The organism is Saccharopolyspora thermophila (genome assembly GCF_014646075.1).
Taxonomy (GTDB): domain Bacteria; phylum Actinomycetota; class Actinomycetes; order Mycobacteriales; family Pseudonocardiaceae; genus Saccharopolyspora; species Saccharopolyspora thermophila.
In genome coordinates, this window is the sequence record NZ_BMMT01000010.1 from 163,949 (window position 1) to 188,278 (window position 24,330).

The 24,330-nt window shown below is 69.0% G+C and carries 24 protein-coding genes and 3 pseudogenes; 9 read left to right on the plus strand and 18 right to left on the minus strand.

The genetic code is table 11. The features are described 5' to 3' along the window. Positions 1-37 precede the first annotated feature (37 nt). Both IEY17_RS15635 and otsB read left to right on the plus strand, forming a co-directional pair. Positions 38-481: an Hsp20/alpha crystallin family protein gene (locus IEY17_RS15635; protein WP_229680196.1), complete on the plus strand. Its 444-nt coding sequence runs from the start codon at positions 38-40 to the stop codon at positions 479-481. 174 nt (positions 482-655) lie between these two features. Next, positions 656-2,239 (plus strand): trehalose-phosphatase, encoded by a 1,584-nt coding sequence (gene otsB, locus IEY17_RS15640; RefSeq protein WP_188988342.1) that lies wholly within the window; start codon positions 656-658, stop codon positions 2,237-2,239. Between the two features lie 3 nt (positions 2,240-2,242). Here the strand turns inward: otsB and IEY17_RS15645 are convergent, their stop codons facing one another. From IEY17_RS15645 to IEY17_RS25485, 7 genes and pseudogenes are all read right to left on the minus strand, one after another. Further along, a complete protein-coding gene (locus IEY17_RS15645) occupies positions 2,243-3,097 on the minus strand; it encodes a universal stress protein (RefSeq protein WP_229680197.1) in 855 nt (284 codons plus the stop codon). A gap of 111 nt (positions 3,098-3,208) precedes the next feature. Next, the gene (locus IEY17_RS15650; protein ID WP_229680198.1) at positions 3,209-4,708 is read right to left on the minus strand and encodes a bifunctional aminoglycoside phosphotransferase/ATP-binding protein; all 1,500 of its coding nucleotides are present in this window, start codon (positions 4,706-4,708) and stop codon (positions 3,209-3,211) included. A gap of 92 nt (positions 4,709-4,800) precedes the next feature. Continuing rightward, a complete protein-coding gene (gene ppk2, locus IEY17_RS15655; RefSeq protein ID WP_188988348.1) occupies positions 4,801-5,640 on the minus strand; it encodes a polyphosphate kinase 2 in 840 nt (279 codons plus the stop codon). Beyond that, entirely contained in the window at positions 5,633-6,187 is a 555-nt protein-coding gene (locus IEY17_RS25480) for a cation transporting ATPase C-terminal domain-containing protein (protein ID WP_308423998.1), read from the minus strand. The genes ppk2 and IEY17_RS25480 overlap by 8 nt, the downstream gene beginning before the upstream one ends. Positions 6,188-6,269: 82 nt before the next feature. Next, a pseudogene (locus IEY17_RS15660) lies at positions 6,270-8,159 on the minus strand (cation-translocating P-type ATPase); the annotation flags it as partial. Positions 8,160-8,190: 31 nt separating this feature from the next. After that, positions 8,191-8,802 (minus strand): Rv1733c family protein, encoded by a 612-nt coding sequence (locus IEY17_RS15665; RefSeq protein ID WP_188988350.1) that lies wholly within the window; start codon positions 8,800-8,802, stop codon positions 8,191-8,193. A 17-nt stretch (positions 8,803-8,819) separates the two neighbouring features. Further along, a complete protein-coding gene (locus IEY17_RS25485; protein WP_229680199.1) occupies positions 8,820-9,734 on the minus strand; it encodes a lysylphosphatidylglycerol synthase transmembrane domain-containing protein in 915 nt (304 codons plus the stop codon). On the opposite strand from IEY17_RS25485, the gene IEY17_RS15670 reads away from it, so the two are divergent. Then, complete coding sequence (locus tag IEY17_RS15670; protein ID WP_229680200.1) at positions 9,663-11,012, plus strand: molybdopterin oxidoreductase family protein; 1,350 nt, start codon at positions 9,663-9,665, stop codon at positions 11,010-11,012. The two genes, IEY17_RS25485 and IEY17_RS15670, sit on opposite strands and share 72 nt — an antisense overlap. A 93-nt stretch (positions 11,013-11,105) precedes the next feature. Beyond that, a complete protein-coding gene (locus IEY17_RS15675) occupies positions 11,106-11,954 on the plus strand; it encodes a universal stress protein (RefSeq protein WP_188988352.1) in 849 nt (282 codons plus the stop codon). Here IEY17_RS15675 and IEY17_RS15680 read toward each other — a convergent pair. The 3 genes from IEY17_RS15680 to IEY17_RS15690 all read right to left on the minus strand — a co-directional run bounded on the left by IEY17_RS15680 (position 11,940) and on the right by IEY17_RS15690 (position 14,835). Next, positions 11,940-12,827: a universal stress protein gene (locus IEY17_RS15680; RefSeq protein WP_188988354.1), complete on the minus strand. Its 888-nt coding sequence runs from the start codon at positions 12,825-12,827 to the stop codon at positions 11,940-11,942. The two genes, IEY17_RS15675 and IEY17_RS15680, sit on opposite strands and share 15 nt — an antisense overlap. A 120-nt stretch (positions 12,828-12,947) precedes the next feature. Next, on the minus strand, positions 12,948-14,153 hold the full coding sequence (locus IEY17_RS15685; RefSeq protein WP_188988356.1) for a cation:proton antiporter: 1,206 nt from the start codon (positions 14,151-14,153) through the stop codon (positions 12,948-12,950). Between the two features lie 529 nt (positions 14,154-14,682). Beyond that, entirely contained in the window at positions 14,683-14,835 is a 153-nt protein-coding gene (locus IEY17_RS15690; protein ID WP_188988358.1) for a hypothetical protein, read from the minus strand. Positions 14,836-15,173: 338 nt separating this feature from the next. Between IEY17_RS15690 and IEY17_RS15695 the strand changes: the two genes are divergently transcribed. Continuing rightward, the gene (locus tag IEY17_RS15695) at positions 15,174-15,755 is read left to right on the plus strand and encodes a GNAT family N-acetyltransferase (RefSeq protein ID WP_229680201.1); all 582 of its coding nucleotides are present in this window, start codon (positions 15,174-15,176) and stop codon (positions 15,753-15,755) included. Positions 15,756-16,181: 426 nt separating this feature from the next. Next, entirely contained in the window at positions 16,182-16,331 is a 150-nt protein-coding gene (locus IEY17_RS15700) for an SGNH/GDSL hydrolase family protein (protein WP_188988362.1), read from the plus strand. 52 nt (positions 16,332-16,383) lie between these two features. Here IEY17_RS15700 and IEY17_RS15705 read toward each other — a convergent pair whose 3' ends face one another. From IEY17_RS15705 to IEY17_RS15715, 3 genes are read right to left on the minus strand one after another with little or no spacing between them, the layout of a single operon-like run. Further along, entirely contained in the window at positions 16,384-18,390 is a 2,007-nt protein-coding gene (locus IEY17_RS15705; RefSeq protein WP_188988365.1) for a hypothetical protein, read from the minus strand. After that, the gene (locus IEY17_RS15710) at positions 18,387-19,535 is read right to left on the minus strand and encodes a 5'-methylthioadenosine/S-adenosylhomocysteine nucleosidase family protein (RefSeq protein WP_188988367.1); all 1,149 of its coding nucleotides are present in this window, start codon (positions 19,533-19,535) and stop codon (positions 18,387-18,389) included. The genes IEY17_RS15705 and IEY17_RS15710 overlap by 4 nt, the downstream gene beginning before the upstream one ends. Continuing rightward, positions 19,532-20,263, minus strand: coding sequence for an NUDIX hydrolase (locus IEY17_RS15715; protein WP_188988369.1), 732 nt, complete (start codon positions 20,261-20,263; stop codon positions 19,532-19,534). The genes IEY17_RS15710 and IEY17_RS15715 overlap by 4 nt, the downstream gene beginning before the upstream one ends. A 344-nt stretch (positions 20,264-20,607) precedes the next feature. Here IEY17_RS15715 and IEY17_RS15720 point away from each other — a divergent pair, with 344 nt between their 5' ends. Continuing rightward, on the plus strand, positions 20,608-20,883 hold the full coding sequence (locus IEY17_RS15720) for a hypothetical protein (RefSeq protein ID WP_188988371.1): 276 nt from the start codon (positions 20,608-20,610) through the stop codon (positions 20,881-20,883). A gap of 284 nt (positions 20,884-21,167) precedes the next feature. Beyond that, a complete protein-coding gene (locus IEY17_RS26115; RefSeq protein ID WP_373289890.1) occupies positions 21,168-21,287 on the plus strand; it encodes an SDR family oxidoreductase in 120 nt (39 codons plus the stop codon). Between the two features lie 180 nt (positions 21,288-21,467). On the opposite strand, the gene greA is transcribed toward IEY17_RS26115, so the two are convergent. Beyond that, on the minus strand, positions 21,468-21,956 hold the full coding sequence (gene greA, locus IEY17_RS15730; RefSeq protein ID WP_229680202.1) for a transcription elongation factor GreA: 489 nt from the start codon (positions 21,954-21,956) through the stop codon (positions 21,468-21,470). 324 nt (positions 21,957-22,280) lie between these two features. On the opposite strand from greA, the gene IEY17_RS15735 reads away from it, so the two are divergent. Continuing rightward, a complete protein-coding gene (locus IEY17_RS15735) occupies positions 22,281-22,874 on the plus strand; it encodes a hypothetical protein (protein WP_229680203.1) in 594 nt (197 codons plus the stop codon). Positions 22,875-23,188: 314 nt separating this feature from the next. Here IEY17_RS15735 and IEY17_RS15740 read toward each other — a convergent pair whose 3' ends face one another. The 4 genes and pseudogenes from IEY17_RS15740 to IEY17_RS15750 all read right to left on the minus strand — a co-directional run. After that, positions 23,189-23,518 carry a GYD domain-containing protein gene (locus IEY17_RS15740; protein ID WP_229680204.1) on the minus strand — a complete coding sequence of 110 codons (330 nt, stop codon included), beginning with the start codon at positions 23,516-23,518 and terminating at the stop codon, positions 23,189-23,191. 116 nt (positions 23,519-23,634) lie between these two features. Next, positions 23,635-23,762 (minus strand): annotated as a pseudogene (purU, locus tag IEY17_RS25490) (formyltetrahydrofolate deformylase); the annotation flags it as partial. Between the two features lie 12 nt (positions 23,763-23,774). Next, positions 23,775-23,870 (minus strand): annotated as a pseudogene (locus tag IEY17_RS25845) (helix-turn-helix domain-containing protein); the annotation flags it as partial. Positions 23,871-24,193: 323 nt separating this feature from the next. After that, positions 24,194-24,330 (minus strand): SRPBCC family protein (locus tag IEY17_RS15750; RefSeq protein WP_308423999.1); only part of this gene is annotated, 137 nt, incomplete at its 5' end.

Consider the following 24,330-nt stretch of genomic DNA (forward strand, 5'->3'; position numbering starts at 1 on the left):
GGCCGGTCGGCCCTGGTCCGCGCCCCTGACCGGACGGATGCTCGAGACGTCCAGCTTTCCCAGGGAGGAGACCATGACCAGCTTGTTGCCTCGTCCGAGCCTCGGCCTGCCCGACATCCTCGAGATGTTCGAAACCGGATGGCCCTTCGGCGAACGACACGCGATGCGGGTGGAAACCTACGCCGAGAAGGGCGAATTCGTGGTGCGCTGCGAACTGCCCGGTGTGGACCCCGACAAGGACATCCACATCAATGTTGAAGGAAACCAGCTCAAGATCAGCGCCGAACGCAGGCACGAAGAACGCACCGAGCGTCACAGCGAGTTCTACTACGGCACGTTCAGCCGCACCCTCCTGCTGCCGACCAGCTGCAACACCGACGACATCAAGGCCGAGTACGAGGCCGGCATCCTCACCATCCGCATGCCCCGGCGAGAAGCCGGGATGCACAAGGAAATCCCGGTGGCCCGCAAAGGGAAATGAGCTCAGGCGGGTGGCGGAACCACCCGACGACGGCAGGGAACCCGCGGGTCGCGGATTGTTTTCGGTCATCACCGGCACTGCCGGGACCGCGCTCGCGGTGTGGCACCACTCGAGTGGCACGGTTCGGCGTCCCGGATGTGCCGCGAGCACAGCACGAACCGGCATGGAAACGCCGTGACCACCACGAGGATCGATCCGCGCCGCCACCACGCGGTGCTGTTCGACCTCGACGGTGTGCTCACCGACACCGCGTCGGTGCACGCCGCCGCATGGCAGCGCCTGTTCGATCGGTACTTGGCCGACCGTCCGCCGAGCCCGTTGGAGGATCACCGCGCGTTCACCGCCGCCGACTACCGCCAACACGTCGACGGCAAGCCCCGGGTCGACGGAGTGCTCGACTTCCTCCGGTCCCGCGGTATCCGGCTGCCCCGGGGCGCCAGCAGCGACCCGGCCGGGCGGGAAACCGGCCACGGTCTGGGCAGGCTCAAGGACCGCTACTTCCACGACGCCCTGGAAACCGGCGGAGTCGCGGTGTTCGATGACGCTGTCGCGCTGGTGGAGTCGTTGCGCCGCCACGACATCCACACCGCCGTCATCTCCGGCAGCCGCAACTGCGCCCTGGTGCTCGACAGGGCCGGGATCGCCGACCTGTTCGACGTGCGGGTGGACGGTGTGCTGGCCGAGGAACTGCACCTGCCCGGCAAACCCGACCCCGCCGTTTTCCTGGAGGCGGCACGTCGGCTCGACACCCCGCCATCGAGGTGCGTCGTCGTCGAAGACGCCCAGTCCGGGGTGCACGCCGCCAGATCCGGGGGCTTCGCCCTCGTGCTCGGTGTGGCTCGGGCCGGGCCGCCGAGCCGACTGCTCGATGCCGGAGCCGACACCGTGGTCGCCACGCTCGCTGACGTGGCCGTCGCGAAATCCGACGAACTCCTCCTGTCCGAGGTCCCGGATGCGCTCACGCACTGGGCGGACATCGCCGACCGGCTGCGGGGACGGCGGCCCGTGTTGCTCCTGGACTTCGAGGGCACCCTCGCCCCGATCCGCCAGGACCCGAGCAGGGTCACGCTGCCGCTGAGAACCCGCGTGGTTCTGCAGCTGCTCGCCCGGCACTGCCCCGTGGTCATCAGCAGCGGCCGCGACCTGCGGGACCTTCGCCGCCGGGTGCGAGTCGCCCGGGCCTGGTACGCCGGCAGTCACGGATTCGAACTCCTCGCCCCCGGCGGCGAACCGATCGCACACCACGCTGCCGAGACTGCGCTGCCGGACCTCGGCGAGGCCGAACGGCTCCTGGCGATCGAGGTCGGATCGGTGCCCGGCGTGCTGGTGGACCGCACGCGGTTCGCCCTCGCCGTGCACTACCGCAACGCCCGGCCCGCCGAGGTCGACCAGGTGATCTCGGTGGTGCGCCGGATCGGCGATGAGCGGCTGACGCTGCGGGTCGCGTACGGCCGACGTGTGGTGGAGCTGCTGCCGAACACCTACTGGAACAAGGGCCGGGCACTGCGCTGGCTGATGGACGAAGCGGGACTCACCCACTCCGCTGTCACTCCCGTCTTCGCCGGTGACGACCGCACCGACGAAGACGCCTTTCACGAGATCCACGACGACGGCATCGGCATCGTCGTGCTCGGCGGCGAACACGGCGACCGCCTGACCTGGGCCCACTACCGCGTCGACGGCCCCCGTTCACTGTGCACACTGCTGACCCACGTCACATCCCTGCTGCGGGGATCGACGACGGGCAGGCCGCCATGAACGTCACCGCGCCACGATGAGTGGGCACGGGGCGCGGTGCACCAGCTGCTGACTCGTCGATCCCAGTAGCAGGCCGGAGACAGGGCCGCGTCCGCGGGAGCCCACCACCACCAACTGCGCGTGCTGGGCGTGGTCGAGCAACGCACGCGCCGGTTTGTTGTGCGCCACGATCCGACGCACCTCGACAGCGGGGTACTCCTCGCCCCAGCCCGCCAGTTTCTCGGCGAGGACGCGTTCCTCTTCGGCCTGCACCGCCGCCCCGTGGCCATCGCGGTGGAAGCGGTACCAGGCTTCCTCGGTGCCCACGGCGTACCAGGCGTGCACGGCCTCCAGCGCGACACCGCGCATCGCGGCCTCCTCGAATGCCGTCCTCAGCACGGTTTCCTCGTCCGGAGAATCGTCCACACCGACGACGACCGGGGCGTCGGCGGGGACGGTCCATCGCTGACGCACCACCGCGACCGAGCAGTGGCCGTGCGTGCACAGACCGACCGCGACCGAGCCCACCAGCAGCCCGGTGAAGCCGCCGAGGCCGCTGCTGCCGACAACGGCGAGTTGCGCGTGCCGCGACTCCTCGACGAGGACCGGGATGGCACCGCCTTGGTGCACGTGGGTCACGACCTCCACGCCCGGGGACGCGGCGATCGCCTCCTCCTCGGCGCGGTGCAGCCACTGCTGCCCCTGCCGTGCCATGGCCTCGGCATAGCTCTGTGGCAGCGGCACGGTGGGCAGGTCCGGGATGTACACCAGTGCGAAGACGTCGGCGAAAACCAGGCGGAGCCAGGTGCCACGCCTGCGGGCCTCGACGGCGGCCCACCGGGCGGCCTCCAGCGCCGCCGAGGATCCGTCGATACCCACGACGACGGGCCTCGTTCCCGCGCCCCGCACGACTCGCCCACCTCCCGGTTCGCCGACTGTCGAACCCCGTCACACCTGCGATACCCCGGTCGGCGCCCGCGCCAATCCGCGTCACCGGGTACGCACCGGTCCCTGAGCGCAGGCGACCGCCTCCGCGGCCGCGGCGATCGCGGTGTCGGGGCGGCCGGAGGTGTCGATGCGGATGGCCTCCGGCCAGGGGGCGAAGTGGTGGCTCATCCGGGCAGCGACCTCGACCGTGGCATCCGAGGCATCCCCGACCCGGGACGCGATGCGGGACTCGATGACCTCGGCTGGTGCTTCGCAGCACAGCTCGCTGGGTACGGCGAAGGTTTCCGCCACCACCCTGGCCGATGCGCGTTCCGCGGCGCTGCTCCAGCTCGCATCCAGCACCACGCTCTCGCCGTGCGCGAGCAGTGTCCGCGTGCGCTCCAGCATCTCCTGGTAGGTGTCATGGACGTTGCTGCTGTCGTACAGACCGCGGCCGTACCCGGCGTGGGCGGCCAGCCCTGCGGCACCGGGCAGTTCCCGGCGGATCTGGTCGGTGCGCAGCAGGACCGCTCCCATGCGGTCGGCCAGGGCACCGGCCAGGGTCGTCTTGCCGGTGCCCTGCAGGCCGCCCACCAGGACCAGCCTGACCTGCCCGGTGCGCAGGTGCTGCCGCGCCATGGTGATCAACGTCCGGGCTTGCGCGGCCGCTTCGGGCACGCCTTGGGTGTGCCGCAGGCACGCGACCTTGGCGCGGACGAACGCCCGGTATGCCACGTAGTGGTGCGCCAGCGAGATGACACCGGGGTCGTCGGAGAACCTGCGGTACCAGGCCAGGAAGTCCCGCGCCAGATCGGCGGCACCGAGACGTTCGAGGTCCATGGCCAGGAACGCGGCATCGTCAAGACCGTCGACGTACCGCAGCGCGTCGTCGAACTCCAGGCAGTCCAGCACCCGCGGCCCGTCGGGCAGGCAGAAGATGTCGTCAGCGAGCAGATCTCCGTGCCCGTCGACGACGCAGCCCCGCTGGACGCGCTCGTCGAACAGCGGCGCCCGGCCGTCCAGGTACCGCAGGACCAGCCCAACCACCTCGTCGAACTCCGCGCGATCGATCGTCGTTCCCACGAACGGCTCGGTTCCGGCGAAGTTGTCCACCCACCGCCTGCGCAGTGCGGAAAGGCCACCAGCGCGGTCGATCTCCGGGCCGCGCCGGGCGGTGCTGTGGAAGGAGGCGACCAGCCGCGCCAGCTTCTCCACGTCACGGCGCACGTCCGCGCCCTGCTCGATCAGTGTCGACAGGCGGCGCGAGGCGGGCATGCGGCGCATCACCACGAGCCAGTCGCAGGTCACGCCGCGCCCGTCGAGGACCTGGGCGAGATCGAGGTAGACGTCGGGTGCCCATCGGCGGTTGAGCTCCAGCTCGGCCCGGCACGCCCGTTCCCTGGCCGCCACGGTGCTGAAGTCCAGGAAGCCAAAGTCGACCGGTTTCTTCACCTTGTACGCGCGGTCACCGACGAACACCACCACCGCGCAATGGCTCTGCGTGATTCCGATGCTGTCCGGCAGGACGAAGCACGTCGGCGGCGTTCCCCTGCTGGTGCTCATCCGCACACCTCTCATGGTCGCAGTGGTTTGCGTCCGGGTCTGCCCACGGCCCGTGCAGCGGCGCTTGGTGCACCTGCCCCGTGCGCACGGGGTCACAGCGAAGCCGCGTGATCAGGCACGTAGGTGTAGTTCTCGCGAGGTGGCCGCTGGTAGCCGCCGGGCGGCGGTCGTGCGGGCAGTTCCACCCTGGGGCGCGGCACGTCGCAGAAGGGCGTGCTCGACAGCAGGTGCGCGATCATGTTGATCCGCCCCCGCCGCTTGTCCTCGCTTTCCACGAGGTACCACGGTGCCTCCGCCGTGTCGGTCGCGGCCAGCATGTCGTCCCTGGCGCGCGAATACTCCTGCCACCTGGACACCGACTCCAGGTCGACGGTGGACAGCTTCCACCGGCGCATCGGATCGTCGATTCGCTTGCGCAGCCGCCGCTCCTGCTCGGCCTGGCTGATCGAGAACCAGTACTTGCGCAGCAGCACACCGTCCTCGACGAGCAGGCGCTCGAACACCGGGCACTGCGGCAGGAACCGCTGCCGTTCCTCGTCGGTGCACCAACCCATCACGTACTCGACGCCCGCGCGGTTGTACCAGCTGCGGTCGAACAGCACGATCTCCCCGGCCGCGGGCAGGTGTTCGACGTAGCGCTGGAAGTACCACTGCGAACGCTCCCGCTCCGACGGCGCCGGAAGCGCCACGATCCGCGCCACTCGCGGATTGAGGTACTCGGTCACCCGCCTGATCGTGCTCCCCTTGCCCGCCGCGTCACGTCCCTCGAACACCACCGCGAGCCGCGCGCCCTCGACCCGAACCCACTCCTGCAGTTTCACCAGCTCCGCCTGGAGTCTCCGGAGTTCGCGCTCGTAAACCCGGCGTGGCAACCTGCTGCGCCCGTTGGCGCCGGCCTCTCCCGTCGCTTCCGCACGACCGGTGTCAGACATCCGCTCCCCTCCTCTCGCTGCCAGCCGGGCGAAGTGTGGGCGTCCTCGGGCGGCCGTGCCGAGCTCGCAGGTGCTTGTCGAGGGCGATGACCAGGCAGGCCAGGACCGAGATCCCCACGATCCGCAGCCACACGTCGCCTCCGATCGGCACGGTGTGGAACAGCCCGTTGCAGGCCGGCAGGTAGGTGATCGCGAGCTGCCCGGCCGCCTGGGTGACCACGCTGGTGAGCAGCCACCGGTTGCTGAACGGTCCGAGGCGCCACATCGGCCGGGTCAGGGACCGGCAGCTGAACAGGTACACCAGCTCGATCGCGACGAAGAGGTTGACCGCGGCGGTGCGTGCCTCGGCAAGGTCGGCACCGGCTGCCAGTTCCCAGCTGAACAGCCACCACGCGCCACCGACCAGCAGCACCGAGACCAGCAGGATGCGCTGCACGAGGGCACCGGTGAGCAGCGGTTCGCGCGGGTCGCGGGGTGGCCGTTGCATGCTGCCCGCCTCCTTGGGCTCGAAGGTCAGCATGAGTCCGAGCGCGACGGCGGTGGTCATGTTGATCCACAGGATCTGCGTGCAGGATCGGCAGGGTCGAGCCGAGCACGATCGCCGCGAGGATGACCAACCCCTCGCCCAGGTTCGTCGGCAGCGTCCACACGATGAACTTGGTGAGGTTGTCGAACACGCCGCGGCCTTCCTCGACGGCGGCTTCGATCGTGGCGAAGTCGTCGTCGGTGAGCACCATGTCGGCCGATTCCTTGGCGGCTTCGGTCCCGCTGCGCCCCATCGCCACTCCGATGTCGGCCCGACGCAGCGCCGGGGCGTCGTTGACGCCGTCACCGGTCATCGCCACGACGTCGCCGCGCGACTGGAACGCCTCCACCAGTCGCAGCTTCTGCTCCGGTGACACGCGCGCGAACACCGATGCGTGGCTGGCCGCCTCCGGCCATTCCTCCTGCGGCAGGGCCGCGAGGTCCGCGCCGGTCAACGCGTCGCCGGGTCGGCGGTCCTCGAGGAACCCGAGGCGCGCCGCGATCGCCACCGCGGTGGCAACGTGATCGCCGGTGATCATCTTGACCTGAATTCCGGCTTCGCGGCAGGCGCGCACCGCCTCCGCCGCATCCGGGCGCGGCGGATCGAACATGACGTGCAGACCGGTGAGGACGAGCGCGTCCAACGACGCCGCCTCGAAGGGCTCGTCGTCGCGAACCGGTCTCATGGCCGTGGCCAGGACGCGCAGCCCGGCACCGGCCAACTCCTCAGCCGCGGCCAGCACGGCACACCGATCAAGGGGGCGTCGTGCGCCGTCGGACGCCATCTCGGCGCCGCACAGGGCGAGGAGCCGTTCCACCGCCCCCTTGGCCAACACGACGCGCCCGTGTCCGGGCACGTCGTGCAAGGTCGCCATGAACGCCCGGTCCGAGCTGAACGGGATCGTGGCGACCCGCGGCAGCGTCTCCGCGATGTCCGCGGGCACGATCCCCTCGGCTTTGCGGGCGACGACGAGCAGGGCGCCTTCCGTGGGATCTCCGACCACCGCAGGCCGGCCGTCCCGGTCGACGAGCGCGGCGTCGTTGCACGCCGCTCCGGCGAGCAGGCACCAGCGCAGCGCCGCACTGCCGGTCGGACCGAGGGTCGCGCCCTGCAGGGCACAGCCGGAGCCGGTGACCTCGAAGCGACCGTCCGGCGTCCACACCGACCGCACGGTCATCTGGTTCTCGGTGAGCGTGCCGGTCTTGTCGGTTCCGATCACCGTTGTGCTGCCCAGCGTCTCGACCGCGGGCAGGTGCCGGATCACCGCCCGCCGCCGGGCCATGCGGACCACGCCGATGGCCAGCGTGATCGTCACCGCGGCTGGCAGCCCCTCGGGGATGGCACCGACGGCCAACGCGACCGCGGCGGTGAACATCTCGGCCCAGTCCTGCCCCCGCACCACGCCGGTGCCGAACGCGACGAGCGCCAGCGCCAGGATCACGACGGTCAGGACCTTGCTGAACCACGCGATCTTCCGGGTCAGCGGGGTGGCCAGATCCTCGGCGGACACGGTCCGCTTCTGGCCACCGCGCACCACCCGCGCTTCGGTGCGCACCATCGTCCGCAGCGCCTCCAGCGCGGACTCCGCCTTCGACTCCTGCACGAAGCCGATGACCATGTTCACCACGACCACGCCGAAGATCACGCTGGCGTCGACCCCTTCACCGACCGCCAGCGTCACCGCTCCCGCCACCAACAGCACGGAGACCAAGGGGCTGCGCAGCTGCCGCAGCAACCGGCCCACCGGACCGACCGAACCAGGCGTGGGCAGCATGTTGGGGCCCACCTGGTCCCTACGCCGGGCGGCTTCCTCCTCGGTCAGCCCACTGCTCGGGTCGGTGTGCAGCTGCTCCACCACCTCGCGGATCGCGAGGTGGTGGAACGCACCGGGACCACCCGGCGCAGGTCGTGCTTCGGCGAGATGCGGGTGCCGCCGGCTGTCACCGCCGCTTCGGTTGCGCCATGGTCGTGTGCGCGACGTCCTGGATGCCATGTGCCTGGTTCCGCTCACCGCCACCGCGGGCTCAGCCGCCGTGCCGAGTCCACTTCGGTTCGACGATCTCCCACTCCCGGTGCCATGCGCGATCAGCGCGCGCGTTCGCGGCGGCGAGGACCCCGGCGATTCCCGCGGCGCACAGCGCCTCGCCCGTGAGGAAGACGCCGAACGCGAGCGCGACGGCCGACGTGCGCACCTGGCCCTCGCTGAGCGGAGCGGTCGTCACGCGGTCGGCGTCGTCGATCCACAACGGAATCCGGCTCCCCACCGTGGTGCCGGGCGGAACCTCGACGTTCGCCGCCCGAGGTGCCCCGTCCGTGCCCGTCCATTGGACGGGGGCGCGGTGGGTGGTGCTCGACACCTCCGGGTTGACCGCCAGCACGACCGTGGTGGGTTCCTCGATCACGACCGCGTCCACGCGATACCGGGTGGCTGCGGCGCGCTCGGCCGCATGGCGATCCGCCTCGTAGGCCGCGGTGCCCCAGGACAGCGCCACCATCGGCACGACGCTCACCGCCACGACGAGCATGCCGAGCACAGCCGCTGCGACGACCCGGTCCAGGCGACGCCGCAGCGGGTTCGGCCTCAGCCCCAGCGCGTGGACGAGCCAGCGCGCACCGGCTGGCACAACACCTTCCACGTGTTCCAGCCTGGGTGCTACGCGCCGTTCGGATCAGGGAAATTGGTCACCGGTTCGGCGGCCGCCCGCTGCGACCCGGATTTCGGGACCGCGAGTTCGACGGCCGACGAGCCCGACCCGTGCCGGTGCTCGTGGAACGGGGCGAGATGGATCTGGACGGCGTAGACGACCCAGCCCAACGCCGCCAGGCCCAGCCAGTTGATGGTCCGGTAGACGAGGACGATCGCCAGCGCCGACGACACCGGAATCCCCGAGGTGATCAGGGCGCCCAGCAGTCCGGCCTCCGCGAGGCCGGCACCGCCCGGGAAGACCTGCAGGGCGATGGCGCCCTGCACGGCCAGGAACCCCACCACGATCGTCGACCACGGCACCGGGTGCCCGAGAGCCACCACGCTCAGCGACAGGCTCAGGAAGTCCAGCAGCCAGCTCAACGCCGCCAGCGTCCCGATGACCGCCCACTGCGATGCGCTCGGGCGGAGCAGCCGCACCCGGTCCGCCACGCGACGCGCGGTCCTGTCCGGATCAACCGCCCACGTCCGGCGGCAGGTGCGGCAGAAGACCGGAAGGCGCCGCCCGAGCGCCGTCCCGACTCGCAGGAAACGGTGCAGCGCCGAGGGCCGGGTCACCACTTCCCACGCTCCCGAGGCCCCCACCGCAACACCTGCGGCGAGCCCCCCGGCAACGAGCGGCGGTACCTGCCCGGTGACCCCCAGGGCAGCGGTACCGAGCACCAGGAGCACGATCGTCGCGACAGTCCCGGACAGCACCAGCGACCACGCCGCCACCGCGACATCGACACCGCGTTTGCGCAGCTGGTAGGTCGCGTAGACGTGGACGCGACCGGCGGCGAGCAGGTGCCGGTGCAGTTCGCCGTACAGGACCAGGGCCGCGACCGCACCACGGGTTTCGCCGAACTGGCGGCGCTGCTGCACGAGTACCGACCGGAGCAGGTCGCGGCGATCGCCGAGATCACGGCCGAGGACCTGCTGGCCGCCGCCCGTCTGTTCGGCAGCGCCCGGCAACCGGTGATCGTCTACGGGCTCGGGGTCACCGAGCACATGCACGGCACCGACGGTGTCCGCACCCTGGCCAACCTCGCCATCCTGCGCGGCTCGGTCGGCACCCCGGGATGCTGTGGCATCCTCCCGCTGCGCGGCCAGAACAACGTCCAGGGCGCCTCGGACATGGGCGCGTTACCGGACCTGCTGCCCGGCTACCAGCCGGTCACCGACCCCGAGATCCGGGCGCGGTTCGCCCACGCCTGGAACAGCCCGGTGCCGCATCGCCCCGGCCTGCGCATCCCGCAGATGTTCGACGCGGCCGTTGCGGGAGACGTGCGTGCGCTGTACGTGATCGGCGAGGACATCGCCGCCAGCGACCCCAACACGCCCCACGTCCGCGCGGCCCTGCGGTCATGCGACTTCGTGATCTGCCACGACCTGTTCCGCTCGGCCACCGCCGAGCACGCCGACGTGGTGCTGCCCGCCGCGTCGTTTCTGGAGAAGGACGGCACCTTCGTCAACTTCGACCGCCGCTTCCAACGCGTCCGCCCGGCCCTGGACCCGCCGGGGCAGGCCGCCCCCGACTTCGACGTGCTGCACCGCCTCGCCCACGCCCTGGGCGCCGACCTCGGCTGCCCCACCCCCGCCGACGCCCTGGATGAATGCGCCGCCCTGACACCGGTCTACGCCGGCCTGTCGCACCAGCGACTCGACCGCGAAGGACCGCTGCACTGGCCCTGCCGCGCACCCGACCGGCCCGGGGAAGCGGTGCTCTACCTCGACCACTTCGCCACGCCGGACGGCCGGGCAGCACTCGCCGCCCGCCCCTACCTCCCGCCCGGCGAACGCCCCAACGCCGACTTCCCCCACGTGCTGGTCACCGGACGGCGCCTTGTCCACTACAACACCGGCTCGATGACCCGTCGCACCCCGGATCTCGAACTCCGGCCCGCGGAAACCCTCGACCTCCACCCCAGCGACGCAGCCCGGCTCGGCGTGGCCGACGGCGCGGACGTGACCGTCACCAGCCGCTGGGGCCGGGCCGCCCTGACCGCCCACCTCAGCCGCGACGTCGCGCCAGGCCAGGTCTTCGCCGGCTTCCACTTCCCGGACGCGGCCGTCAACGACCTCACCTCCCCGCACACCGACACCGCCACCGGCTGCCCCGAGTACAAGGTCACCGCGGTCCGCATCCAACCGGTGCGCTGAGGCCCGCGACCACCGCCAGGCCGACCAGCTCCGCATCCTGGCGCGCCGGGCCGGGTAACCACGTGGTGCTGACTCCAGGCTGAGGAGCGCACCATGTCAGGCACGGACCGACCGGTCGTCGTGGGCGTCGACGGCTCAGACAGTTCCCTGCACGCGGCCGAGTGGGCCGCCGCTGAGGCGAACCGTCGGCACGCACCACTGCACGTGCTGATCGTCAACGACGATCCGGCCAGGTCGGACTACGCCGAGAACACCGCGCGCAGAACCGCGGCGAAATGCCACGCGAGCCTGCCGCAGCTTCCGGTGACCACCGAGGTCGCCGAGGGACACCCCGTCGAGGTGCTGGTGCGTCGCAGCGGTCAGGCACAGCTGGTGGTACTCGGTGCGCGGGGCCATGGCGGCTTCGCCAACGCCCTGCTGGGCGGGGTGAGCACCGCGGTGGCCACCCACGCGGACTGCCCGGTGGTCGTGATTCGCCGCGGTGTTCCCACCACCGTCGGGCCGGTTGTCGCCGGAGTGGACGGCTCGCCGTGCAGCCAGGAGGCGCTGCACTTCGCCTACGCATCGGCCGACAGGCTCGGTGCGGACCTGGTCGTGATGCAGGTGTGGCACGAAGAAGGTCTGCTGACCGTGCCGCTGACACCGTACGACCGGGAACGCGTGGAGCAGAAGATCAGCAACTCGCTCGCCCAACAGGCAGCAGCACTCCGCGACCAGTACCCACGGGTCCGAACGCGTGAGGTGGTGCAGCGGGGACACCCCGTGGCGGCGCTCACCGATGCCGCCCGCGACGCGCGGCTGCTCGTCGTGGGCCACCGCGGCCGCGGTGACTTCGGCGGTCTGTTCCTCGGCTCGGTCGCGGCGGGAGTGCTGCACCACGCCCAGTGCCCGGTGGCCGTCGTCCGCTCCCCGGCGGGAAGCGACCGATCAACCGGCGCGTAGTACCGCGACCGGGCAGGCTGCGCGGTTGACGACCTTGTGGCTGACCGAACCGAGCAGGGCACGGCGGACCCGGCCGCGCCCGCGGCTGCCCACCACCAGCAGGCCTGCGGTCTTCGCTTCGCGCAGCAGCGCCTGCGCGGGTTTCTCCGGTGTCACCACACGCCGAACGGCGACATCGGGATACCGCTCGCCCCAGCCGGCGACGGATTCCGCGAGCACCTCCTCGGCCTCGTCGCGCACCTCGGACCAGGGCAGCTCCCACTGCTGCACGCGGGCGAAGGGGTCCAGCGGCAGGTCGCTCCAGGCGTGCACCGCCACCAGCTCGTTGCCGTGCCGGGAGGCGAAGTCGAAAGCAAAAGCGATCGCCAGCCTGCTCGCCTCCGAGCCGTCCACGCCGACCACGACCGGCGCCGAATCCGGCAGCTCGCGCTCGCCGCGCACGACCACGACCGGTGCCCCGCCACGCTTCGCCAGCAACTCGGCGGCCGTCGCCCCCAACAGATCGAACTCCGCGCCGATCTGGGGACCACCGAGCACCAGCAACTCAGCGTCCATGGCCAACTCGCCCAGCACCTCGGCGGGGTCGCCGAACGGCATCTCACCGCGCACATCGAGATCGGCGTCGATCTCATAACAGCGTTCGACCAGTTCCTCGAGCTCCTGCCGCAGGATGCGCTGCAGGGGTTCGGCCACGTCGCCTTCGCCTGGCACACGGATCGGGATGTGCTCCTCGAACGGCCAGGTCAGCACATGCACAAGCAGCAGCGGTCGACACCGGCTGGACGCCTCGTGCGCCGCCCACCGCACCGCCCGGCGGGCCCCCTCGGTCACGTCGAACCCCGCCACAACCGCCTTGCGGCTCGTGTCCGCCATCCCCTTCTCCCCCCTCCGCTGACCCGACACCCCTCATGGTGGACCGCAGGCCGTCGCCCGGCACCCGAAAGGCCCGTTCCCAACCCCGGACCGCCACATGTGCACTGCCGGGCCGAGCTCTCACGTGGTGTCCGCCGTGCCTCCGCGGCGCTCGCCTGGCACCGGCTTGCGCAGCAGGACGAGGGCGGCTGGCGGGAACAGCAGAACCGACAGGAGACCCGCGCATACCAGCGCCGCCCCAGTCACCGCAGTCATCAGGCCGAGTGCGGTGCCGATCTGCGTTGCGGCAACCAGGAACGGCAGCGACGTGGCCTGCAGCAGCCCCACCGCGACCGAGTCCCTTGTGCCCAGCGAGCGCTGAAAAAGCAGTGCTGGAAACCCGCGCACGAGCAGCAGCGCGAGCAGGAACAGCGGGACTCGCAGCAACGCCGGCGGCGTCGCGATCAACCCGCCGAGATCGAGCTGCACACCGCTGGCGACGAAGAACACCGGGATCAGGAACCCGTATCCGATCGCCTCCAGCTTCGTCCGGAAATGCGGATGCGTAGCCGAGTCGCGATCGACGAAGCCCACGACCGCACCGGCCAGGAACGCGCCCAGGATGCTCTCGAGACCGAATCCTTCGGCGAGCACGACGAAGGCCACGAGCAGCACGACCGCCGCACGAACCCGGATCTCCGCGGTGGTGTCCTGTAATCGCAGGAAAAGATCCCCCAAACGCATCGACCGCCCTGCCAAGGCCACCGCGGTCCCGATGGCGGCCACGAACGCGGCGAAGACGATCAGCGATACGAGTCGTCCCCCGGTGCTGCCGCCGGACACGGAGAAAAGTAACGACAGCAGGACCACCGCGGCGAAATCAGCCACGGAGGACGCTGCGATCGTCGTTTGCCCGAGCGCGTGGTCCGCGCGCCCGGCGTCCTTGAGCACGGGAACAACCAGACCAAGCGACGTCGCGGACAACGCCACCGCGATCAGCATCGGGTCACGCACCCAGCCTGCCGCGCCGAACGAGAAGCCCGCCGCCAATCCGATCGCCAAGCTCACCACGTAGCCGATCAAGGCCACCCGCAGCAACGCCCCGCGCAGGCGCTGAGGGTCGACCTCCAGCCCCGCGAGGAACAGCAGGAACGCCAGCCCCAGCAACGCGACGACCTGCACCGCCTGATCCACGCTCACCAGACCCAGCACCGATGGCCCGACGATCACCCCGGCCACGATCTCCAGCACCACCGACGGAATCCGCAGCCGCGGTACCAGCCCGAGCAACACGGGCGCCAGCAAGGCGATGATCGTCAGCGTCAGGAGGTTCCCGAAGCTCGGCATCGCTCACCCCCGCGCCAGCCCGGCCGCGATCAGCACGAGTGTCACCGGCGGGTGTTCCGCCACCAGCTCAGTCGAAAGATCGAACGGTTCTCCCTGCGAAAGAACTCGACGATCTCCTCCTGTGGCGATGGTTGTTTCGCAGCCGAACCCGACGACGGCCTGACGCCGCGATCCGTCACTTCTGGTACCGAGGAATCACCAGGCCCGTTCGTCATGGCGCCCCTCTCTGCTGCGTCGACGGATTTCACAGCGACTCACATGCACTTGGCCCGGTTCACGTGTGGCCACGGGCTGCGGTCGACCGCCGGGGCTGATGGCGGCCGCGATCGGCCAGCACGGCTTGATGTCCACTCTGGACTGTTCAATGCTCGTGACCTTCGACGAGCGCGCAGTCGCCCGGATACTGTTCGACTCAGGCCCACAGCACGGTAGCTCCCGCCCTTTCGCAGGTGGGAGCTACCGTGGAAGAACGCTGTACTTCTGGCTGAGCACAGTGGCTGATCAGATGAGGTTTCCACCAGGAACTACGTCAGCAGCCCCAGCCGCCCCACCTGCCGCGACCCCAGCAGCCCCAGCGTCCCCACCAGCGCCCGAAGCGGCCCCAACGACCCCAACCATTCCAGTCATCGTCCCAGCCGCCCCAGTTGGTGCGCCGACCGCTGAAGATTGTGCTGATCTTCATGGTAATCCCTCGTCATCCCAGTCGGGTGCACATGGTCCCAGTGGATCTCGGGTTCAGAAGTCGTGCTGTTCGAACAACAGCACCAGCGCGCTCCCGGAACACGTGCCGATGCGGCCAAAGTGGGAGCTTTCCCCCAGAGCGACCGGCGAAAAGGACTCGCTGATGGCTCTCCTGCACCGCACCCCCCACAGTAGACCCCGACACCGGCGAGACAAAGAGGACTTTCGCCCCCGCGCGGACATCCGGTGGCCACCGGTGGCCCGGAGTAATCGGCCGACCGGTGAGTTCACCAAGCTGGGGAAAGGCATTGTTGCACGCCCGGTGACGCGCGCCAGCAGATGATGCTGAAGACGGCATGGCGGCTGTCGTTTCACACCCTCCCCCGCGAACGCGCAGGCACCGGAACCGGTGCAGCTGGGCGATGCGGTGCAGGAAATCGGTTGCCCCGTCGGAGGGCGGTGCTTATCGTCGGCCAAGTGGATCAAAAAATGATCATCCGAAACTACCGCACATCGGACGAAGCGGCGGTGGTGGACCTGTGGTCGCGGGCCTCCAAGCTCGCGCATCCGTTCATCGAAGGAGAGGGCGAAGGGGAACGCGCCCGGAAGCTCCGTGAGGTGTACCTGGTCGAAGCGGACAACTGGGTCGCCGAGATCTCGGGGCGCGTCGTGGGATTGCTCGGCCTGCTCGGCTCCGAGATCGGCGGGCTTTTCGTCACGCCGGAGGAACAGGGGCGCGGCATCGGCCGGACGCTCGTCCAGCACGCCGTGAACCTGCACGGCACGGTCACGTTGGAGGTCTACGAGGGGAACACGCGGGCCCGGCGCTTCTACGACCGCATGGGTTTCACCGAGCAGGGACGCCGAATCGATGAGGAGACCGGCCACGTCCTGATCACTCTGCGCCGCCTGGCGACCTGAAAAAGATCTTGATCGGGACGGCTCAGGGTTCTCCCGGTGGGCCCAGCACAGACCACGTGACACCTCCCGGTGCCGGTGATCGCACGGCCGATCCGTCCGGCGCCGCGTACACCCGGACGACGAACGCCACGTACCTGGTCAGCGCCGTCGACGTGCGAAACCCCGCGCTGTGGGGAACGATCATCGGGTTCGGCAGCTCGGTCGTCGACGGCGTCGGCAGCACCGTCTGCGGTCCCGGCTGCACCGAACTGGGCACCAACCGCCGCTGGCTGGACGACCTCGGGCGCCGTATCGCCGCCGAACTACCACCCGGCGAGCAGCTCGCAGTGGCCAACGCGGGCATCGCCTCCACCACGAGCTCCGCCGCCACGCCGTCTCCACCTACGTCAGGCGCGGCAACGACTGCGGCGGCGTCTGCTACACACGGTGATCAACTTCGACCAGGTCCTCAACGATCCGCTCATGCCGAACAGCATCCACCCGCACTACGACACCGGCGACGGCATCCACGCCAACATCACCGGCCAACAAGCCCTCGCCGACTACATCTCCCTACCCGCACGGCTCGCGCGGTAGCGCTCGCGGGCCGATCGAGGCCCACGCCAAGCCGATTAGACACCACGAGACGTCACAGCGCCTGCTCGCGACTGCCCCAATCGACACCGGTGAGAAGATCGCGGGAGTTGCCGATGACGTGGGGGGTGCGGTCGATCCAGTTTTTCCCTTCCGCAGCGATCCCCTCGAGAATGTGCAGGGTGTGCGCGAACCCTGCTGAGTCCAGGTTTATCCGGATGAACTCCGAGGTGTCTTCGGCGGGGTCGGACGCCTCCATGTTCAGGTCGATGACTCGGATGTTCCTGGTCGGCCCGTTCATGAGGGTCAGCTCCAAGGTGTAGCTGGACCCGCCGGTGCTGGCCACGTGGACCGAAGAGACCGCGTCGAAACGGAAGTTGTTGCGTTCCTCGCCGTTACGCGAGCCGCGCTCGAAGTCGAGCTCGGTGGCGACCTCGCGAACGCCATCATGCGTGATCAAGAACAGCCGGATGTCGTATTTCGAGTATCGCCACGGACCGCCGCTCACCCGCGCTCTTTTGTAGTACCTCGCGGGCGTCTGCAGGAAGGCATGAGCGATGATGTCACGCCAGGCCAACCGGTAGTGCCGTAAGGCCACGTCGAGGATCATGGTCTTGTCGCACGTCAGCCAGGTCTCCATCTCACCCTCAGACGGGCGCGTGGAATCAAGTTTATTCTTCCAGCACAGGTATTCCGCGTGCCGCAATTCTAATTGTTCGTCATGTTCCCGGTACTCGTCGGCGAACCGCCGACGCTCGGAGGCGATCTGCAGCCATTGCATCGTGGCGAACCGCCCGCTCAGCAGAGCGACGAGCGTGGCGATCACTGCGGCCAGGAGGTCTTCCTGCGCAGCAGCGTCGATGACCTTGACTGTTGCGGCGATCAGTGCTGCGAGCGAGAGGAAGCACCACAACTTGGTGGACGGTCGGGTCCGGTACCGCTCCCGGTACTCCAATAGCGTACCCGCCTCCCAGCGGTCTCTGACATCTCTGGCCAAGTAGCGGATCAACCAGTTGACCTGGCCGATCTTGACCCTCTCCTCCCGGTACAGCTCGACGATCTCGTCGCGCAGGGTGTTGCGGATGCCGGCTGTCTCAGCGAGCCACGCGTCACGATTCGCCCCTTTCGGAGCGTACTTGGTGAAGTAGTAGGTGAACGAGTGGTCGACTCGGTTGGCGAATCCACCCTCTGGGGCTCGGTTGATCTGGCTGTGGCCGAAGTAGTCCCGATCTTTGGCGTGCAGCCGTTCTGTTCGGTAACGCCATTCCAGCCCGTTGCGTGCGCCGACGTAGCCAGCGACAAGCGCGACAAGGTAGGCGAGGATGGGCAGCGGGCTCGCGTGCACCACGACGAGCCAACCGAGATGCCCGACAGCCACCGCGAACAGGCAGGACCAGAGCACGGCCCGAAGCCGGTCGGCGAAAGTGGTGGCTTCTTCGGCGGGTTTCCGAGCCCGTGGACGGATCGGGTCGAGTTCGAAGTACGCCCACACCCGGTCGAGGCGGTCTGCGCTGAGTCTGGCGTCCTCAGCCGCTTGACGAGCCTCGGCCCACAGGCCGTCTTTCACGCCTCCGGTGAGGACGAGGTCGAGGTGGCGAATGATCTTATCGCGCTGACGCGATGGCAACGCGTGCAGCTTCTCGAGCGCCAGCGCTGGGTCGTCCTGGGCGCCCAGCTGGGAGTCCAGCAGCTCGCAGATTGCCTCCAGCGCGCGCTTCCACTCGTTATCGGGGTACTTGTGCAGGACGTTCGCCTGGTCTTCCAGCTGCGCACGTTCCGCAGGGGTGAGGTCGCGGTGTGAGCGTTTGCTGAGCATGGCCAGCATCCAGTGGAACCGCACCTCGGCGTTGTCGTATTCATGGGCGATCGCTTCTGCGATGTGCTTGCGGGCCTGGGTGGGCAGGCCATCTTCCAAGAAGCGCACGCCCAAGGCGTATTTCTGGTGCGGTGGCGCGTCCGGAAGCACTTGGTACACCGTGGAGTTGTGCACTTCTTCGGCCTGGATACCGACGGTAGCCCCGGGTCCGGCTGTGTTGGTCGTTGCAGCGTCGCGCTCGCTCATGACAATCCGTTCGCTGCCGCGATCAGCGTCGCGATTCTCGACGCCACGTCTGCCACATCGGCGATCAGTCCTCGTAACCGCTTGAGCGCCAGAACGAAAGTGCCCTTGCTCTCCGGAGCATCATCCTTCAGGGCCTTGCTTGCGATGTCGAGTTCGGCCTCCGCCGCCGCATAGGTGGCATCGTCAACGTTACCAGCGGTACGTTCGCGCATCAGGTGCCCGCGGATCGCGGCCAGTTCCGCCGCGAGATCAGGCGCAGCCGAAGTCGGCGATGCGACTCCCATCCACACGGTGCTACCGGTGACGGTGCCGGCTTGAATAGCGGTCTGACCGTAGTTGATGTTGCTGACAGTCCTGTCGTTACTCGCGTCGTTGTGCTCACGCATAGCCGTGGGCTCCCGTTCCTTGATCAGTTCTTCAGCGAGCCGGACGGCAAAGGCCGCCGCGTTCGCCGCAGCACGCGGCTGCCAGGAATTATCCTGGCAGGTCGTTTTGGTCCCGTCGGCCCGATCGCTGATGCCACGCACGATGGCGACCGGCGAGCCGTTCAGGTGACCGGCCTGCGCCACGCCAGCACCCTCCATCTCGATCGCCAGCGCATCGTTGTAGTGGTTCCGGATCCAGTTCGCTTCGTACGAGATGCGGGAGTTCTGCACGATTTCGCCAGCAGCTATGGCACCAAAGTGAACTTTCGGCACACGGGTGCCGGACGGCACGCTGTGTGTCCAATCGCCGACCCGGGCAAGGTGGGAGGCGAGCTGATGCAACTCGTGTGCCGCTTCCCAAGCCCGGGGACGTGCCTTCAGTCCGTCGTCTTCGCTGGTACCACCGTGATACGCGTAGACATGGGTGGCCACCACGACATCACCGAGCGGAGTTGCGTCCCACAACGCACCGGCCACGCCAACGAACAGCACAGCCACTGGCGAGAACTGCTGGATCGCCCGTTCCGCCAGGACCGCTGCGGACTGGTTTCCCTTGCCGGTCAGTCCCAGCGCTACGCGGCACTCGGTGCCCTGCACCGTGCCGACCTCGAACCGCGTACCCCGCTCATGAACGTGGATCTGCGGGTCGACCACATTACTCCGGACGGCTTCGTACTCGAGATTGAGAGCGGTGAGCATCACCACCAGGTCTCTCGTCATTGATCCACCTCGTTCGTCATCGGTGTGTCAGGTCGGACCAACGGTGGGTGCAGCACCGTCCGCGGGCCGGCCCGGAACAGGCGTGCGGGCCGCCCTTTCGTCGTTCTGCGCTCCGCCCCCGCCGGAACGATGAAGCCGGGTACTCCTTGAACCTTTCGGTAGAAGTTGCGTGGATCAAGTTGGACGCCCCACACCGCCTCGTACACCTTCTGCAGCTCAGCGATCGTGAAGGTCTCAGCGCAGAACGCAGCCGCAAGCGCCGAATGCTCCAGCTTCGCCCGAGCTCGCTCCACCCCGTCGGCGACGATCTGCTGATGGTCGAAAGCCAATTTCAGACGCCCGGACAGAACTTCTTCGACCGGGGTCCAGAACGCACCTGCCGCGTCGGTACCCGCGACCGGCTCAGGAAGGCCCGGGGCGATCGCGAGATACGCCACGGAGACGACCCGGCCACGCGGATCACGACCAGGTTCCCCGTACGCGCCCAACTGCTCCAGGTGCAGACGCGACGCATCGAGGTCGGCCTCCTCCCGCAACTCGCGGTGGGCGGCAGCCAGGATGCCCTCCTCGACGTTATTGAGAAACCCCCCAGGCAAAGCTGGATCGCCCTCGTAGGGCTCGACACCCCGCTCCACGAGAAGGACGTGGAGCTTCGAAGACCGCAGCGTCAAGATGACGAGATCGACCGCGACCAAGATCTCCGGAGGCGACCAGGATGCGTCTGGCATGCCCCCGACTATATCCCTTCCTGTCAAATCGACAGAAAGACACCCCTGCCACCGCCGGTTCAGGAGTTGCGTGGTCCGCTCCTGCGCACCGTTCGACGGTGACTCAGGTCGTGGACGCAGGAGTCCGGTAAGTGCACGTCGCTCCGGCGCCGCGCGCACTGGTTGGCGAAATTCCGCCCCGTCGGGGGTCAGGGCCTTCGCAAGCTGCACTGATGCCGCTCGCGGCGGGTGCACGACGACTGTTCTGATCGATTCGCGGGCGCAGCCGCGCTGCCCCGGACCGCAGTGTGCGGTATTACTCGGCTGGGTCTCACCGGGCCATATCCAGAAAGGACGGCGTGCGCATGGGCGTTGCTGACATGTCCTTCGAGCGGTATCCGGAGTCGCGCGTGCTGCGCGTGCGTGACCTCATGCGCCGGTGTTCAGCCACACACCACCCCGCCGAACGTGTCGCGCTGCTGGAGCGCATGGCCGACGAGCTCGAACGCGCGGCCCAGAACGTGCCTCCGGAGGTCGCCCGGGTCCTGCGCGGGCAGGCGGACATGGCGAGGTTCTTCGCCGAGGTGCAACGACGAGACCGTGCCCGGCGCGCCACCGGCAACGGCGCCCGCCAGCCTTGACGTGTCATCGGACCTGGTCGGGGACCACGCGTCAGGTTCGAACGGACGTGGGCTCAGCCGAGTAGCTGACTGACTGGTATGAGGACCCCGGCCGCTCACCGCTGCTGCGCGTAGGGAGCGGCCCCGGGACACCTGGGCAACCGACCGCGACGGCTACCCGACCACCGACCGAAGACGGCGCTCGCGGACTTCCCGCGACCGATCGGCGGGCACAGGGCCACGGCCCCGGCTGAACCCGCAGCACGCGCGCCGACGAATGGCTGCCGCCGCGGCGTCCATCCCGTTTGGGCCGCGTCGGCACACCCGAGGAGATCGCACGATGGGTTCTGCTGCTTGCGGGCCCCGACGCGGCATTCATCACCGGCGAATCGATCGTCCTCTCCGGCGGTGACGTCCTCCGCTGAGCCCGGATGGCGGCTGCGACGGCGTCGCGAACGCCACCAACGGGTCCCTGCGGGACCGCTGGTGCGTCACGGCCACGTGCGGTTCAGCGCCCCGCCAGGCCGCGCGGGTCGGCTCCGCGCGTCCCAGCGGGAGCTCCCGGACAATGATCGTTCGGTTCGCCGAGGCTGTGCGGCGCCGGCTCACCCTCGGTAAGGCTCAGCCTTGACCAGCGTCACCCGCATCGTTCCCCCACGAGGCAACTCGTACACGCGCGTGTCGCCCTCCCGGGCCCCGAGCAGTGCATGCCCCAGCGGTGACTCCGGCGAATACACCTCGATCTCCTCGTGGGCACCGGCCGCGCGTGTGGCCAGCAGGAACGTCTCCGTTTCGGCCGCGTCCTCGTAGGCGACCGTCAGCACCATTCCCGGCTCGGCGACGCCGCCGCCTCGCGGACGCTCCTCGATCCTGGCGTCACGCAGCAACTGCTGGAGCTGACGAATGCGCCCCTCCTCCTTGACCTGCTCCTCCCGGATCGCGCGGTATGCATCGTTCTCGCGCAGATCGCCCTCCTCGCGGCGCGCGCTGATCTCCGCAGCGATGGTCGGTCGGTTCGCGATGAGCCGGTTCAACTCGCGCTTCAACCGGTCGAAAGCTTCCCGAGTCAGCCAGGTCGCATGGGGCCCGTTCACGGCCAACACCTCCTCGCTCCCGCAGCCCCACCGAACCCGCGTCGCGCCGGTGAGCACTGCGTCCTGAGGTGCGAACAGTTCCGTTTCAGCGAGGTACGTGATCGGTAACTGCCTTGACCGTGACCGTACGCCCAGAGGGCACCCCGCGCCACCGCGCACGCGTTCGGGGATGTCCCGGCGACGCTTGACCCGTCGGGCAGGAGCTCGGCATGCGGGTGCCTGGCCACGCGGCCGGGGCATGTCCTAAACCTGTCGTCCCGATCTTGGGCCGTGGACGCTCGTCCTAATCTTGGGTCCGTGGACGCACGGCGAAGGGTGGGCGACATGGCGCATGACCGGATTCCAGGACGTGCAGGGCAGGCGGGTATGCGCACCGCCCGGGCCGCCGCCTGCGCGCTTGTCACCGCGATGGCCGTGGCAAGTTGCAGCAACTCGGGCAGCACCGGGGCCGGATTGGGAAACCCGCAGGGCACTGGCGAGGCTCCGGCGAGCGCGACGGATGCCGCGCCGATCGCCGCCGACGGCACGAACTTCGATGCCTGCGCCGACGGCAACTGCGAGGTCGTGGTGTCCGGACCGGTCGACATCCGGCTGACCGGCCAGGGCGGCGGGATCACGCTGCTGTCCGTGACCGAGGTCGATTCCACCGGGCTGCGCTTCACAACGGCCTCAGCCGAAGGCGACAGCGGTTCCGGGAAGCTGACGGACGGCTGCACACTCAGGTTCTACAGCGGTGGTGGCGGATCCTCGTGCGGCGGCGAGCAGGCTCCACCAGAAAGGGAAACGGGCGTGCTTGCCATGCAGCTGGCGAGTGTGCAGGAGGGAGCGGTGGTGCTCCGGCTCGTCGCCGGAGAGCCCGGCCCACCGCCCACCCGGTACGTACCGCCCATGCCGCACATTCCGCAGATCCCGTGGTGACCACCCGCATGCACTTCAGGGTTACTCGGGGATGTTTCGTCGGTTGACCGCGGCGTCGATGTGGTTCGCCACGACCGGTGCCCCGTCGGTGAAGGTGGTGAACGCGATCCGTCGGCCGGCAGCATCCCAGAGCCGGACCGACACACCCACGCTTGTCGGAGCGAGGCACCCAACTTTGCCGAAAGTTGGGGATGATCCTCAGTAGACAAACTTGGGGCGTCTGAGCGTGCTCCGGCTCGGTGGACCTGTGGCGAACAGCGGCCATCCCGGTCAGTGGGGGCCGCGCGGAGTCTCGGTGACGGTGCTCTTTGGGCTCAGCTTCCGGGTGCCCGGTAGTCGAATTCCTTCGACACCGCCTCGTCGACCTCGGCGGGAGTCATCAGGACGACAGTGTCCGTGCGAACGGCACCGGAACCGCTGACCGCCAAACCGAACGACGCCGCCGAGACGTTGTCCGGAAGGTCCACGATGAGGTAGACGTCGTAGTCGCCGAAAGCGAAGTAGAGCGACTCCACCTCGCCGCCGAGCTTGTTGATCGCGTCGCGCACGGCCTCCACGCGTGCCGTGCCGCCTTTCTCGCGCACCCCCTTGAGGCCCTCGGCGGTGTAGGTCGCCTGCACCAGGTACTTGGGCACTTCGATCACAACCCTCGATCGATCGTCGCAAAGAACTGGTTTGCGCGCCGCGCATGCATGGCCACCAAAAATGGTCTCCCCGCGACGCTCCGCGACAGAAGAGGCCAAAGACCTCGGGTGCGAGTTCAGCGGAACACGACGGTGCTTTTGCCGTGAGCAGGACGCGCTGCTGGCAGTGCCAGCGCACCGCACGGGACAGGGCCAGGCATTCGGCGTCCCGGCCGACGGTTGCCAGTCCGCGCGGATCCAACGTCATCCTGTTCCACACCAGGCGTACGCACCCGATCGTGCGGCGACGCTGGGCCGCCTGATCGGGGGTCGGGTAAGCCCGAACCTTGTACGCCGTCCTCACGATGATCACTTTAGGCGATCACGAGGGAGAAGGTTGTGCAGATCACCGCCGGGCGCGTCGCCACCAAGGTCGACGCGTTTCCTCCCGGCCCTGAAACACCGGGCTTCCACGCCACGGTCCCGGTGAACGTGCTTATCGTGCACCTCCCGGTGCGCTCAGGTGGTGTCGGGCGGCGGACTGCGCCGGTGCGTCACCAGATTTCGTGGAAATGCCACGGATGGTTGGAGTTCGGCGGATCCGGACCACCGGGTGGCGGGCCTGTCGTCCAGACCCGCCACCCGGCCGCAGATGCGCCCCGTAGTGGGTAGCGGACGCATCGGGACTCGTGACCGCTACCGCTGCTGCTCGCCGAGTTGGTGTTTGACCCACTCGTGGAAGACAGCGATGTGGTGCTCGCTGGGCACGAACACCCCGCCCTCGGCATAGGCACGCGAGTCCATCGCCAACTGGCAGCGCTCACACGCCTCAA